16 protein-coding genes are annotated in these 14,116 nt (G+C 36.1%); all 16 read left to right on the top strand.

What is annotated here, in order from left to right; translation table 11 throughout:
• Positions 1-4: 4 nt before the first annotated feature.
• The 16 genes from ACTB0X_RS13615 to ACTB0X_RS13540 all read left to right on the top strand — a co-directional run bounded on the left by ACTB0X_RS13615 (position 5) and on the right by ACTB0X_RS13540 (position 14,106).
• Complete coding sequence (locus ACTB0X_RS13615; protein ID WP_463025590.1) at positions 5-1,339, top strand: APC family permease; 1,335 nt, start codon at positions 5-7, stop codon at positions 1,337-1,339.
• A 54-nt stretch (positions 1,340-1,393) separates the two neighbouring features.
• On the top strand, positions 1,394-1,639 hold the full coding sequence (locus ACTB0X_RS13610; protein ID WP_463025589.1) for a heavy-metal-associated domain-containing protein: 246 nt from the start codon (positions 1,394-1,396) through the stop codon (positions 1,637-1,639).
• 182 nt (positions 1,640-1,821) lie between these two features.
• A complete protein-coding gene (locus ACTB0X_RS13605; protein ID WP_463025588.1) occupies positions 1,822-2,460 on the top strand; it encodes a lycopene cyclase domain-containing protein in 639 nt (212 codons plus the stop codon).
• Entirely contained in the window at positions 2,450-3,718 is a 1,269-nt protein-coding gene (locus ACTB0X_RS13600) for an MFS transporter (RefSeq protein WP_463025587.1), read from the top strand. Before ACTB0X_RS13605 ends, ACTB0X_RS13600 begins: the two co-directional genes overlap by 11 nt.
• Complete coding sequence (locus tag ACTB0X_RS13595) at positions 3,711-4,274, top strand: ion channel (protein WP_463025586.1); 564 nt, start codon at positions 3,711-3,713, stop codon at positions 4,272-4,274. Before ACTB0X_RS13600 ends, ACTB0X_RS13595 begins: the two co-directional genes overlap by 8 nt.
• Positions 4,275-4,301: 27 nt before the next feature.
• Positions 4,302-5,324: a type II glyceraldehyde-3-phosphate dehydrogenase gene (locus ACTB0X_RS13590; RefSeq protein ID WP_463025585.1), complete on the top strand. Its 1,023-nt coding sequence runs from the start codon at positions 4,302-4,304 to the stop codon at positions 5,322-5,324.
• Positions 5,321-5,881: a carboxypeptidase-like regulatory domain-containing protein gene (locus ACTB0X_RS13585; RefSeq protein ID WP_463025584.1), complete on the top strand. Its 561-nt coding sequence runs from the start codon at positions 5,321-5,323 to the stop codon at positions 5,879-5,881. The genes ACTB0X_RS13590 and ACTB0X_RS13585 overlap by 4 nt, the downstream gene beginning before the upstream one ends.
• A 17-nt stretch (positions 5,882-5,898) precedes the next feature.
• Complete coding sequence (locus ACTB0X_RS13580) at positions 5,899-7,227, top strand: dicarboxylate/amino acid:cation symporter (RefSeq protein ID WP_463025583.1); 1,329 nt, start codon at positions 5,899-5,901, stop codon at positions 7,225-7,227.
• A complete protein-coding gene (locus ACTB0X_RS13575) occupies positions 7,224-7,940 on the top strand; it encodes a DUF3347 domain-containing protein (RefSeq protein ID WP_463025582.1) in 717 nt (238 codons plus the stop codon). The genes ACTB0X_RS13580 and ACTB0X_RS13575 overlap by 4 nt, the downstream gene beginning before the upstream one ends.
• Positions 7,913-8,914 (top strand): ATP-dependent 6-phosphofructokinase, encoded by a 1,002-nt coding sequence (locus ACTB0X_RS13570; RefSeq protein WP_463025581.1) that lies wholly within the window; start codon positions 7,913-7,915, stop codon positions 8,912-8,914. The genes ACTB0X_RS13575 and ACTB0X_RS13570 overlap by 28 nt, the downstream gene beginning before the upstream one ends.
• Before the next feature lie 71 nt (positions 8,915-8,985).
• Positions 8,986-9,819 (top strand): universal stress protein, encoded by an 834-nt coding sequence (locus ACTB0X_RS13565; protein ID WP_463025580.1) that lies wholly within the window; start codon positions 8,986-8,988, stop codon positions 9,817-9,819.
• Between the two features lie 8 nt (positions 9,820-9,827).
• Positions 9,828-10,046: a hypothetical protein gene (locus ACTB0X_RS13560; protein ID WP_463025579.1), complete on the top strand. Its 219-nt coding sequence runs from the start codon at positions 9,828-9,830 to the stop codon at positions 10,044-10,046.
• 3 nt (positions 10,047-10,049) lie between these two features.
• Positions 10,050-10,892, top strand: a complete 843-nt coding sequence (locus ACTB0X_RS13555; RefSeq protein WP_463025578.1) for a restriction endonuclease — start codon at positions 10,050-10,052, stop codon at positions 10,890-10,892.
• Positions 10,893-10,928: 36 nt separating this feature from the next.
• Positions 10,929-11,177 carry a hypothetical protein gene (locus ACTB0X_RS13550; RefSeq protein WP_463025577.1) on the top strand — a complete coding sequence of 83 codons (249 nt, stop codon included), beginning with the start codon at positions 10,929-10,931 and terminating at the stop codon, positions 11,175-11,177.
• Between the two features lie 21 nt (positions 11,178-11,198).
• On the top strand, positions 11,199-12,575 hold the full coding sequence (locus ACTB0X_RS13545; RefSeq protein WP_463025576.1) for an MBL fold metallo-hydrolase RNA specificity domain-containing protein: 1,377 nt from the start codon (positions 11,199-11,201) through the stop codon (positions 12,573-12,575).
• 28 nt (positions 12,576-12,603) lie between these two features.
• Entirely contained in the window at positions 12,604-14,106 is a 1,503-nt protein-coding gene (locus tag ACTB0X_RS13540) for a thymidine phosphorylase family protein (RefSeq protein WP_463025575.1), read from the top strand.
• Positions 14,107-14,116 lie beyond the last annotated feature (10 nt).

Raw genomic sequence — 14,116 nt, 5'->3', positions numbered from 1 at the left:
ATTGATGGAAGATAAAACAGGTAAAAATGATAAGCTTTCTCTACTTAGCTCCATATCTCTTGGTACTGGGGTTATGATTGGAGCTGGAATATTTGTGCTTATGGGGCAAATAGCAGAGCTAGTAGGCGATCTATTTCCGATTGCTTTTATTGCCGGTGCTGTTGTAGTTGGATTCAGTTCATACTCTTACGTAAAGTTCTCAAATGCTTATCCATCCTCAGGTGGTGTAGTTAAGTTTTTGAATAAGTCATACGGACCTGGAACCACAACAGGGCTCTTTTCATTACTAATGTATATATCCATGGTGGTTTCAGAAAGTTTGGTAGCAGGTACTTTTGGGGCTTACACACTACGGTTATTTCCTGAGAGATTTGCCAATTATGCTCCCATTCTTGGTGTTCTTCTTTTAGTTGTGGCATACATTATTAATGTTTTAGGAAATAAAGCAATCGGTTCAACGGCAACAATCACTGCAATTATAAAAGTAGCAGGAATAGCGTTGCTTGCCATCGCCGGTCTTGTAGTTTCAGGCTTTGCAGATATTACCGGGAGTTATATTCCAAAAAATACCGAAGCTTTGCCTCAAGGGTTTGCCTTTTTAGCAGCGTTGGCCTTATCTATTCTTGCTTACAAAGGATTTACAACAATCACAAACCAAGGTGGCGACATTAAAAACCCACATAAAAATCTTGGAAGGTCCATTGTGTTTTCCATTCTTATTTGCACGCTAATTTATGTGGCGTTGGCGTTGGCGGTAGCAGGAGGCTTAAGTATACCGGAAATAATTGAAGCAAAAGACTATGCTTTAGCTGCTGCTGCCAAACCTGTTTTTGGCGAATGGGGCTCATGGATTACCATAGCAATAGCCATTGTAGCAACCTTTTCAGGAGTGCTAGCTAGTGTATTTTCAGCATCTCGTTTATTGGCCATGTTGAGCAATATGAAACAAGTACCTTCTATAAATAGAATGGGGAATTTTAAAAATCCCGCTCTCCTATTGACTGTTTCTCTTGCCATTATACTGACCGCTCTTCTAGACCTAACAAGGATTGCTTCTATTGGAGCTATTTTTTACTTAATCATGGATATTGCCATTCATTGGGGGCTTTTCCGCCACCTAAGGAAAAAGGTTGATTTTATGCCTATCATACCTGTAATAGCCATTGTGTTAGACATCGTTATACTCGCAGCATTTCTTTACATTAAATACCTCAACGATCCATTGGTACTAATTGTAGCGGCAATTGGAATAATTCTAATACTTGTTGCAGAACGGTACTTTATGATTTCACACACAGACGATGAAGGTAATATGCCAATGGGAATGGAAACAGACTAAAAAATTAATTAGAACAAAAATGAAAAATATTCAATCAATTTAAAATTAAAAAAGATGAAACAACAAATTGAAATTAAAGGAATGAGCTGTGGAGGATGTGTCCAAAATGTTGAAAAAGCATTGAGACAGATAGATGGTGTAAATACTGTAAATGTAAGTTTAACCCCTCCTCAAGCAGTTATAGAAGCGAATCATACTATTAATACAGAGCAGTTGCAGCATGCTTTAACAAATGCTGGTGCTTATAGTATTGCCGGAAAAGAAGTGGGTAAAAAAACAGGAGGATCTTGTTGTGGTTAAACGCTAATCATAAAGTATGAAAACAACAATATAGCTTAATTATTAAGAAAAAAAGGAGAATAAAAATAAAGTAAAGTGGAATAAAAATGCAATACGTTTGGTTCAATTGGTCTATAATAATATTAGTGGTGTGGTGGGTAATCTATCGATTCAAACCTGCGTTTAGAAAGGTTATGCTCAAAATGAGCTTAATAACAGCTCCTTTCGGACTTACAGAGCCACTATTTGTGCCGGAATATTGGTTTCCTCCTTCTCTTTTTGACTTGGCAGTAAGAACAGGTTTTGATATTGAAAGTATAATTTTTTCTTTTGCTATCGGCGGTATCGGTTCGGTGCTGTATCAACTTGTTTTTAAACAAACAATTTTAGAAATTGATACTAAGGAGCGGAATCATGCTCGCCACAAGTTGCACCGATTTATTCTTTTTGTGCCACTGGCTATTTTTATTTTATTCGCTTATTTCACCAACCTTAATCACATCTACTGTGGAGTATTGGCTTTGTTTATAGGTGCATTGTTCACCTTATACTGTCGCCCCGACCTTAAAAGTAATATTTGGGTTGGAGGCCTCCTTTTCACTGTTTTGTATTTTATATATTTTGGAAGCATTCTTCCATTTTATCCTAACTATGTTGTGCTTTATTGGAACCTAAATGAGCTGAGTAGTATTTTAATCTTTGGCGTACCACTAGAAGAATTGCTCTTTGCTTTCAGTTTTGGTATGTATTGGTCGAGCCTTTATGAACATTTATATTGGCAAAAATCAATTAAAAATAGTAATCGTCAAATCCTAAGTAAATTAGAGACGAATGAAAACTAATTTATCATCACAAAATTTTCTCTTATTACTTATTTGCCTTTTTGTGGTTATGTTAGGTTATGGAGTATTGTTGCCCGTTCTTCCGTATTTTATTGAACAACTCAACGATTCAACTTTAACTGCCGATCAAGTTGCTTTTCATTTTGGAATACTTACAGCTATTTATCCAATAACTTTGGTTTTTACGGCACCTTTTTGGGGAAATATATCGGATCGGATTGGACCGAGATTTTTAATTTTTCTTGGTTTAGGTGGCTTTGTGTTAATGCAGCTTTTGATTGGATTTAGTACAAGTATTGAAATGCTTTATTTTTCTCGAATTGTAGGCAGTTTACTTTCTTCCTTTTTAGTGCCTGTAGTAATTTCAAACATTAGTGATATTACGGATAAAGCAGATCGTACTAAGGCAATGGCTTGGGCAGGCTCTGCTGTAAGTATTGGAGTCATCATTGGACCTGCCTTAAGTGCTTTATTAATTGAAAGCGATATCCATATTTGGATAAAATCATTCCACCTCAATTTAGATCGGTTTAGTGTACCATTCGTAGTTCTTGCTTTGATAGGCTTGTTTACATTGCTCGTTGCAATTTTCATTTTAAAAACAGATAAAGGATTAACGAAAATAAAGCAGCCACGAAATAAAATGCTTTTCCCTCCCGGCAAATGGGCTCAATATAAAGAGTTGTTATTGCTTTCTTTAATTATTCAGTTCATTATTACGGCTTTTGAAACTGTAATTATATTGCAACTAAAAGGCTCAGTAGAGTTTACGGTTTCCTTCATCGGATTGAGTTTGCTTGTTTGTGGTTTAGTGATGGCTGTTTTTCAACCTATCGTAGCAAAATGGGGGCATTTACTTATTAAAGGGTTCAATAAACAAATAATTGTCGGCTTTTTAGTTTCAGGTGTTGTGCTAACTCTCTTTCTATTTGCTCAAAGCAAATGGTTTATATTATTAGCTATTGGCTTGTTTGGCTTGGGAACTTCTTTTATAGTTCCCAACATACTGGCTCAAGTATCACTAAAAAGCTCAAGCTCTTCAGGATGGGCATTTGGTATGCAATCTTCTTTCGGTGGAATTGGTCAAATGATAGGCCCATTAATTGGCTCAGCAGTATTTGTTTTAAATGGAAATGCTCCTTTCATTTTAATCGGTATTGTTTCCATCCTAACTGCCTTGTTTCTTTTAAAAATGGGACCAAGAAGCAATGCTAAAACTCTAATTAAAGATATAACTAAAAAAATAAGTTTTGAATAATAAACAAGAATCGTCAAGTACATTTTTCATTGGGCTGTTTCAACAAATGAGTCCCTCTTATTTAATTGCATTAGCAATTCCTATCGTGTATATCTACCTTATGCAATTTGCTGACCATGCAGTTTTGTGGACGAGTTACTTAGTTGTTATTATTGCTCTTATCAAAACTTTTTATTTTACCTTTTTTACTTTTAAACAGGTTAATAAATCAATAAAAAAGTGCCATTCATTTACACAGCTGCTGTGGATTTTTGGACTCCTTGTATTCCTGATAATCCTTTCTTACTCGGCAGACTTTACTTGTTTGTACGCAGCTGACTCAAATTCCTTTCAAGGAATAAAAAATTATTCAACCGCAAATTACTTTAATCAACTTTTCGATTTTTTCTACTTCAGTGTAGTCACTTTTGCCTCTATTGGTTACGGAGATATTGTTCCTGTGAGCTTATCTGCAAAGTTAATAGTGATGTTAGAGATCGGTCAGAGTTTCGTTTTAGTTGTTTTTGGATTATCCAACATCAATAATATTCATACCCTAAAAAATGATAAAACTTAAAAATTACATCACTATAAATACAAGAAAATGAATAAAGTTAGAATAGGAATTAATGGATATGGGGTAATCGGCAAACGAGTGGCAGATGCCGTTGCTTTACAAAACGATATGGAATTAATAGGCGTTTGTGATGTGATCTCAGATTGGCGAATAAAGATGGCCGTTGAAAAAGAATATGCTGTTTTCGCTTTTGATGATAACTATAAGAACCAAATGACTGCTGCAGGTATTCCAATAAGAGGAAATTTGGATGATTTAATAGCAAATTCAGATCTTATTGTAGACTGTACTCCAAAAAATGTTGCTGCTAAGAACATAGAGAAATACAAAACAGCAAATCGAAAATTCATTGTTCATGGGGGAGAAAAACATGAAGTAACAGGACATTCTTTTAGTGCAGAGAATAATTATGAATCTGCCATTGGGTTAGATGCTACAAGAGTAGTTTCCTGTAATACAACGTCCATTCTTCGTACGCTAACTGCATTGAAAAAAGCAGGTTTGCTGAAGAAAGCCCGAGGAACCCTTTTACGAAGAGCTACAGACCCATGGGAAAGCCATTTGGGTGGCATCATGAATACCTTAGTTCCCGAGAAGGAAATTCCAAGTCATCAAGGACCTGATGCAAAAACGGTAGATGCTGATTTGGATGTTATTACTACTGCGGTAAAGGTGCCTCAAACACTAAGTCACTTGCATTATTGGAATGTGCAGTTGACCAAAAAAGCCTCCAAAGAAGAAGTACTGGCCGCATTTAAAACCTCTACGAGAATTAAATTAATTAATTACAAAGACGGTTTAACAGCCAATAATACCATTAAGGAATGGATGCTTTCTATAGGCAGACCTTACGGAGATATGTATGAAGTGGCACTTTGGCAAGATATGCTAAAGGTAGTAGATGATGAATTGTTTTACGCTTATGTGGTAGATAACCAGGCTATAGTTATTCCTGAAACGATCGATGCCATAAGAGCATTAACAGGGATTGAAAAGAGTGCAGAAAACTCAATCAAAAAGACTAATGAATCTTTAAATGTATTAAAATGAAAAAAATCGCATACACAGGAATACTCCTATTAAGCCTTTTTCTATTTTCTTCTAGTGAACTAAAGGCTCAGACCTCTATTTATGGAACAAAAATAAGCGGTACTGTCAGTTGCAGTGCCGACTCAATTATGTTGTTGAGTTATGTGAATATTTATAATCTGAGCAGTAAAAAAGGGACTACTACGGATGCTAATGGCTATTTTGAAATTAAAATGAATAAGGAGGATACTATTCTGTTTTCAACCGTTCAGCATCAGGAACACTATTATTATTTAACAGTAGGAGCTGTTCCTGACAAGAAAATAAATATTGAATTACAACAAGATACGGTTTACTTAGAAGTGGTCAACATTATGGGCTATAAATCCTACTCACAGTTTAAAGAAGAATTACTTCAATTGGATCTGTCTGAAAATGATGTTTCTATTGCCTATCCGTTAATTGATAAATATGCTCGTCAATATGCTTCGGGAGATGGAGCTTTTGAGATAAAAGGACCCTTGACCTATTTGAGCAAAAAGATCGGAAAACTAAAAGAAAGAGGTCTGTTTAAATAGACTATTAAATAATAAACATGTTTGACACAGAATTGAAGACTTTAACTTCCTTGAATAGCTACCTGCAAAAAATGGTAGAAGGAAAACTATGGCTAAAAGTAATTATTGCCTTATTCTTAGGCGTTGGTTTGGGTTTATTGTTAAGTCCTCAAAATGGTTGGGTAAACAAAACTACGGCCGATACTTTAGGCAATTGGTTGGCATTGCCCGGTATTCTATTCCTGAAGTTGGTTCAAATGATCATGATCCCACTAATTGTTGCTTCTATAATTATTGGTATTGCGAGCAACGACAAGGAGAATTTGAAAAGATTGGGAGGAGGCGTATTGTTGTATTTTGTTTCAACTACTGTTATTTCTGTATCCATAGGTGTTGTGCTATCCATGCTTTTCAGACCGGGAAGGTTTCTACACGAACAAGCGATTGAAGAACATGAAGCGGCTCTTTCATTAGGAAGTGAAAATGCAGAATTGTCATTTAAATTGAATGATGTTCCCAACATGATCTCTAATCTTCTTCCTGAAAACCCTTTGGCATCTATGGTAAGTGGAGAAATGCTTAGCATTGTGATCTTTACCGTCATTATTGGCATTGCAGTACTTTCTCTTCCAATCAACTTTTTAAGGCCAGTGAAGTTGCTATTAGGGGCAGTTCAAGAAATTTGTATGATCGTAGTTAAATGGGCGATGTTATTGGTTCCTATTGCAGTTTTTGGCTTAATGGCTCAATTAACTTCAAGTGTTGGTCTTAGCTCTCTGGCAGGTTTAGGTTATTATGTACTGGTTGTGCTTCTTGGATTATTAATACTGGTTGGGATTTATTTACTAATTGCCGCCCTCTTAGGTAAAACGAATCCCTTTAGCTTTTTGAAAAAGATCAAAGACGTTCAACTATTGGCATTCTCCACTACAAGTTCAGCAGCAGTAATGCCTTTATCACTAAAAACTGCCGAGAAGGATCTAAAGTTAGATAGGTCCATCAGCAACTTCATTATTCCCATTGGTGCTACAGTAAATATGGATGGAACTGCTCTCTATCAAACCATAACAACTCTGTTTATCGCTCAAGCTTATGGCTTAGAAATGAGCATCCTGAATATTATTGTAATTGTCATAACAATTGTTGCAGCATCTATTGGTACGCCTGCTATTCCTGGAGGTGGTGTTGTTATTCTCGCTTCGGTATTAAGTAGTTCAGGCATTCCTGCCGAAGGCATTATAATCATTATTGGTGTAGAGCGATTATTAGGAATGTTTAGAACAGCGGTAAATGTTACAGGAGACTTAACGGCTTGTGTATTTTTTGATCGGTTCTATGGAAAAAATAATTTAAAGCAATCAATATGAATACATTAAAATCAATTTCGATAATTATTTCCTTCTCTGTTGCACTTCTATTTGGGAGCTGTGGCAACAATAGTAGCAGCGATCATGATAGTGAAAATCATGAAGCGATTGAAGAAGGAATTATGGATATAGGGCATCCTCATGAAAAAAATGAAGATCGTCGAGATGAGGAGAAAGTAGCTGGTAACATGCATGAGCAACATCAATCTCTGAAGGATGAATTTGCACATCAAGATATTCTGCTTTTGGAAGAACCTTATTTACTTGGAGACTCAATAAAGAAAGAATTAGAAGCTGTTATTGAGTCCTATCTTGAACTTAAAAGTGCTTTTTTCGAGTCGGATCTCACAAAAATAAATAGTCTGACAACTCAGATGAAAGAAAAGGTAGAACAGGTGGGTAAACAATCGTTGGCAGCAGAAGGTAAAAAAGCCTGGCAACAACATGATTCTTTATACACCAAGAAGTTGTCGGAGATGCTACATCTTACTGAACTAATAGAGAAACAGTCATATTTCAGCCATATTTCCGAAATAGTTTATTGCACTGTAAAGAGCTTTGATTTAAAAATTAATAAAAGGCTTTATGCTATCTATTGCCCAATGGCATTTGATGGCATAGGTGCCTACTGGATCAGTGACAGCAAAGAGATCAACAACCCATACTTAGGAGAAAAAATGCCAAAATGTGGCGAAATAAAAGAGCAACTGTAATTATGAAGGATAAGTTGAGACATATTGGGGTTTTTACTTCCGGTGGAGATTCTCCCGGAATGAATGCGGCCATTTATGGTATTGCAAAAGCTGCCGATTCTAATGGAATTAAACTAAGTGGTATTCAAAAAGGCTTTGATGGAATGATCAATGGAAATATTGTGCATTTGGTTATAAGTGAATTAGAAAAGAAAGTTCATGTTGGAGGAACGATTCTCAAAACTGCCCGAAGCGAACGCTTTAGAACCATAGAGGGGAGAAAAGCTGCCTTAAAAACACTTGAGGAACATGATATAGGTGCTTTAATAGCTATTGGAGGCGATGGAACATTTAATGGTCTATTGGTCTTTTCTGAAATAAGTGATATTCCTTGTATTGGAATTCCCGGCACTATTGATAATGATTTATCAGGAACAGATTACACTCTTGGGTTTGACACTGCAGTAAACACTGCCATTGGAAATATCGACAAGATTAAGGATACTGCCGAATCGCATGATCGGGTATTTATAATTGAGGTTATGGGAAGGGATTCGGGATACATTGCCATTCATTCAGGGGTTGGTGCTGCTGCCAATGCCATACTAATTCCCGAAAGTCAGACTGATTTTTCTTCTATGATCCAAAAAATAGGTCGCTATGAAGGAGAAGATGCCTTCATTGTAGTGGTTTCTGAAGGCGATGAAATTGGCTCAGAACAAGTGGCGGCAAAAATTAGAGCCATCAATTCAATAGTGGACCTTAGAATTACCAAATTAGGCCATGTACAAAGAGGTGGAAGTCCGTCGGCTTTTGATAGAATGTTAGGCATTAGGTCAGGTGTAGCTGCAATAGATGAACTCTTAAAAGGAGAAAAAAATAAAATGATCGGATTTTTTAATAATCAACTTTTACTAACTCCTTTTGATCAGGTTGTGAAACAACATGGCATTAACCAAGAGTTAGAAAAGCTATTAAAAATGATTAATAATTAAACCCGATAAAAATAAAATGTTGACTTCTTTAAAAAAGGAGAAATAATAGAAATGAGATAAATTTTTAACCTATGAAAAACATATTAGTACCAACCGATTTTTCCGATTGTGCCAAAGTTGCAGAGGAGATTGGATTTGAAATAGCTAAAAAAGCAAATGCTGAGATTCACTTTTTGCATTTACTTGCTACTCCAACTGATTGGGTAAAACTTTCTTTAGAAAAGGAAGAGCTATATCCTGAAACAAAAGCAAAGATTGGAACAGCGAAAAATGAATTGAATGAATTAAAAAAACGAGCAGAAAAAGAAGGAATCGTTTCAAAAGAATTTTTGGTTTTTGACAAAGGAAAGGTGGAGATCATAGACCACATTGAACACCATCAACATGATTTTATAATCATGGGATCTCATGGTGCTCATGGTACAAAAGAAATTCTAGGTTCCAATACTCAAAAAGTAATACGAAATGCTAAAGTCCCTGTTTTAGTTTTAAAAGATGAGCCTGCAAAATTTGAGGTAAATAACATTGTCTTCGCATCTACTTTTCAAGAAGATGTACATCTATCGTTCGAAAAAGTGATTGCATTTGCAGAATTAATGAATGCACAAATTCATTTGCTAAACGTGAATACGCCATTCCACTTTCAAGAAAGTGATGAAGCAGAAGCCAACATGCAAGCTTTCAGGGACAAATGTCCAAGAGATAATTGCACCATCAATACATACAATGCGTTGAATGAAGAAAGGGGGATTCAGAAATTTGCTGACAAAATAAAAGCTGATGTTATTGCTATGACTACTCATGGTAGAAGTGGCTTTATGAAAATGCTCTCCCCAAGCATTACCGAAAGCTTAGTTAATCATTCTTCCTTTCCGATTTTGAGTGTAAATATTCATGTAAAATAACCTTATACATGAAACGATTACAACAGCTTAGTAAAGAAATTAATGAGCTTACTTTAAAGATTGAGCAGGAATACCCCGAACTGTATCGAAATCTGGATGAAAACCCTGTAACTATTGCTCAAAATAACTCAAAGAAACTCACTATCGAAAACTTTTCAGATTACTTGGATAGTTTAAAACAGATATTGAACCATCATATTGAAAGTCATAAAAGTAAAAAAGGATAAACAATGAGTCAAAATATCACAATTACTAAGATGTCAGGCGAAACTGCCTTTTTTGATGAGTCAAAACTCAGGAATTCATTGGAGCGATCAGGAGCTGAAGGTAAAGTAGTGCAAGAAGTTATAGATGGAATAAATGCAATATTATATCAAGGAATGACTACCAAGGAGATATACAGATTAGCGTTTAAAAAGTTAAAAAATAAGTCTAGAACACATGCTTCCAAGTATAAATTGAAGAAGGCCATTATGGAACTGGGCCCTTCCGGTTTTCCATTTGAAAAATTTATTGGAAAAATTTTAGATCATGAAGGTTTTGAAACTCAAGTTGGAGTTATAGTTCAAGGGAAATGTGTACAACATGAAGTTGATGTAATTGCCCAAAAAGACAACAATCATTATATGATTGAATGCAAATTTCATTCTGACCAAAGAAGGTTTTGCAATGTAAAGATCCCACTTTATATCCAATCTAGATTTTTGGATGTAATGGCAAAGTGGGAAAAACAAAAAGGGCATGAAACTAAATTTCATCAAGGATGGGTTGCCACTAATACTCGTTTTACTACTGATGCTATTCAGTATGCAGAGTGTTCCGGTTTAAAGCTATTGAGTTGGGATTATCCGGCAAACAATAGTTTAAAAAGTAGAATTGATAAAGCAGGCTTACATCCTTTAACAGCATTAACAACGCTTACCAAAGCCGAAAAAACAAAATTATTGGATAAAGGTATTGTATTATGCAAAGAACTTCATGAAACTCCCCATATGTTAGAACAAATAGAAGTACCAAAATCAAGACACAAAAAGATTCTCGATGATTCAAAAGAACTATGTAGAATTTATTAAAGAACTAAATCAATTTTTAATCTAAAAATAGAACCATTGGAAACTGATAAACTGAAAAAACAGAACCGCATAGATTTAGAGCCCTTTTACCAAGCATTGGAAGATGACAGAAAGCTACTTGAAGAAGCCTTTGTTATATTACTTGAAATGGTAAATAATGAACCAGAATCCGTAAAGAACTTAGCTAAATTAATTAAAGATGACTATCGCAATTTATATGATGAAATAGCAGATTTGAACGAATCGAAACAAGAAAATGGAAACTCAGCTTCCTGCTGTAGTTGACATTAAATAAATAATATAAAGATGAAAAACAATAAAATAAACATCCACTTTTTGGGAGCGGCAGGAACAGTAACCGGCTCAAAATACTTAGTGGACACAGGAGATAAAAAAATACTGATTGACTGCGGACTTTTTCAAGGTTTAAAAGAATTGCGCCTTAAAAACTGGGAATATCCACCGATTGAAGTTTCGGAAATTGATATTGTATTACTCACACACGGGCATATGGATCACACAGGGTATTTACCACGATTAATAAAACAAGGGTTTAATGGCCCCATATATGGCACTAATCCCACTTTGGACATTGCAAAAATAATTTTGAACGATAGTGCGAAAATTCAAGAACAAGAAGCCGAGCGAGCCAACAAAGAAGGTTATTCTAAACACAGTCCTGCTGAACCATTGTACGATTTAAAAGATGTAGAAAAAACCATTCCACATTTTAGGGGAATTCCTCAAGCACAATGGATACCGTTGTTTAAGGGTATTAGAGCTCGTTTCCAATACAACGGTCATATTCTTGGTGCAACTTTCATCGAGTTGGACGTCCACGGAAAGCGTTTTGTCTTTTCTGGAGATATTGGAAGAACCAATGATTTATTGCTCTTTCCACCTCTAAAACCAAAAAAAGCGGATGTGCTTTTCATAGAATCTACTTATGGAGGAAGATTTCATCCTGACGAAGCGGAAGCACTTCCGCAGATTGAAAAATTGGTTAATGACACTATCAATAGAGGTGGCAGCCTATTCATTCCAAGTTTTTCGGTAGAACGGGCCCAACTAATGATGCTGATTTTTTGGAAATTATTGAAAGAAAAGAAAATCCCAAAAGTACAAATGATAATGGATAGCCCAATGGGGGCGAATGTATTGGAACTTTTCCATCGCACAAGAGATTGGCACAGGTTGGAAGACAATGATTGTGATGAAATGTGTTCACACTTTACGGTCGTAAGCAGCTATCGTGAAACAATGGAATTAAGAACCGATAACAAACCAAAAATCATTATTGCTGGAAGTGGAATGCTTACTGGTGGCAGAATGCTCAACTACCTTGAAACCCAAGCGCAAAACCCGAATAACACTTTGCTCTTTGTGGGTTACCAAGCTGAAGGAACTCGTGGAAGAAAATTATTGGAAGGAGATAAGGAGTTAAAAGTTTATGGCAAATGGGTGCCATTCAGTATGCAGGTCGCAAATATTGAAGGACTTTCCGCACATGCAGACCACGCAGAACTTATGGATTGGATGAGTAAAATAAAAAATAAGCCAGAGCGGATTTTCATTGTACACGGTGAAAAAGAAAGTGCAGAAGCACTAAAGAAAGGCATAAAGGAGACCTATGATTGGGATGCTGAAATCCCACAACTTTATAATATTGAAGAAATAAAATAGTTGCTTGAAACTACAAAAAATTAAAACTATGGAAGAACACTCAAATATCCTAAAATATAAACATCTCGGCATCTATACCCAGAACGAAAACGTAGTTTACATGCGGGAAGATTGTCACGTATGTATTTCCGAGGGTTTTGAAGCACTCACAAGGATAAGGATATCAAAGTCAACCCATTCAATTGTAGCAAGTCTCAACGTTATAAATTCAGATCTACTGTTGCCTAACGAAATCGGTTTATCAGAAGCTGCTGCAAAAAAACTAAATGTTTTTGAAAATGACACCTTATATGTGTCACATTTAGAACCTATTGATTCGTTAAGACACGTCAGAGCGAAAATCTATAATCAAAAATTGGATTATTCAGCGTTTAACGAAATCGTAATGGATATCGTTGAAGGCAACTATTCCAACATCCATCTTTCGGCATTTATTACAGCCTGCGCTGGTAATCGAATGGATATTGAAGAAATATCTGACCTTACTAAAGCAATGATAGCCTCAGGCAAGCAGCTGAACTGGGACAATGAAATCGTAGTTGATAAACATTGCATTGGCGGATTACCTGGGAATAGAACCACCCCATTAGTGGTTGCCATTGTTGCTGCTTATGGACTTACGATGCCAAAAACATCGTCGCGAGCCATCACTTCGCCCGCAGGCACAGCAGATACAATGGAAGTTATGACCAATGTGACGCTTTCCTTAGAAGAAATAAAGACCGTAGTAGAAAAAGAAGGTGGGTGTTTTGTTTGGGGTGGTACTGCACAATTGAGTCCTGCAGATGATGTACTAATCAAGATTGAAAAGGCATTAGATATTGATAGCGAAGGACAGTTAATTGCTTCTGTGCTTTCTAAAAAAGCTGCTGCAGGATCAACCCATGTTGTGATCGATATACCAGTTGGGCCTACTGCCAAAGTGAGGAATATAGAAATGGCCGAAAAGCTAAAAAGCCACATGGAAACAGTTGGCGATGCTGTTGGTTTGAAAGTAAAAGTAGTAATTACCGATGGCAGTCAGCCGGTAGGAGAAGGAATTGGACCTGCTTTGGAAGCTTTTGATATCCTAAGTGTTCTGGAAAATAAAGTATCTGCTCCGCAAGATCTTAAAAATAGAGCCTTGTTTTTAGCGGGAGAATTGTTGGAACTTTCTGGAGAAGTTCAAGTTGGAAAAGGAACTAAGATTGCTAAGCAACTATTAGAATCAGGTAAAGCCATGGAGAAATTTACAGCAATCTGTAAAGCTCAAGGAAGGTTCAATCAGCCTGAATTAGCCCCTTATAAACATGATATAAAAGCAGAGAGGTCTGGAACGCTAAAAGCGATTGATAATCGAAAACTGGCCAAACTAGCCAAGCTTTCAGGAGCTCCACAATCTCCATCAGCAGGCATATTATTTAAAGTACACTTAGGAGATCAGATCAAAGAAGAACAGCTACTCTACACCATTTATGCAGAATCAAAAGGAGAGTTGGATTATGCCTTAGAATACCAGAAAAGACACGATAATATATTGACAATTAACTAAAAGTAATAAA

It is taken from the genome of Acidiluteibacter sp. (genome assembly GCF_055129545.1).
The sequence above is the reverse complement of the archived record's forward strand: the minus strand, read 5'-3'. Positions and strand labels throughout refer to the sequence as shown.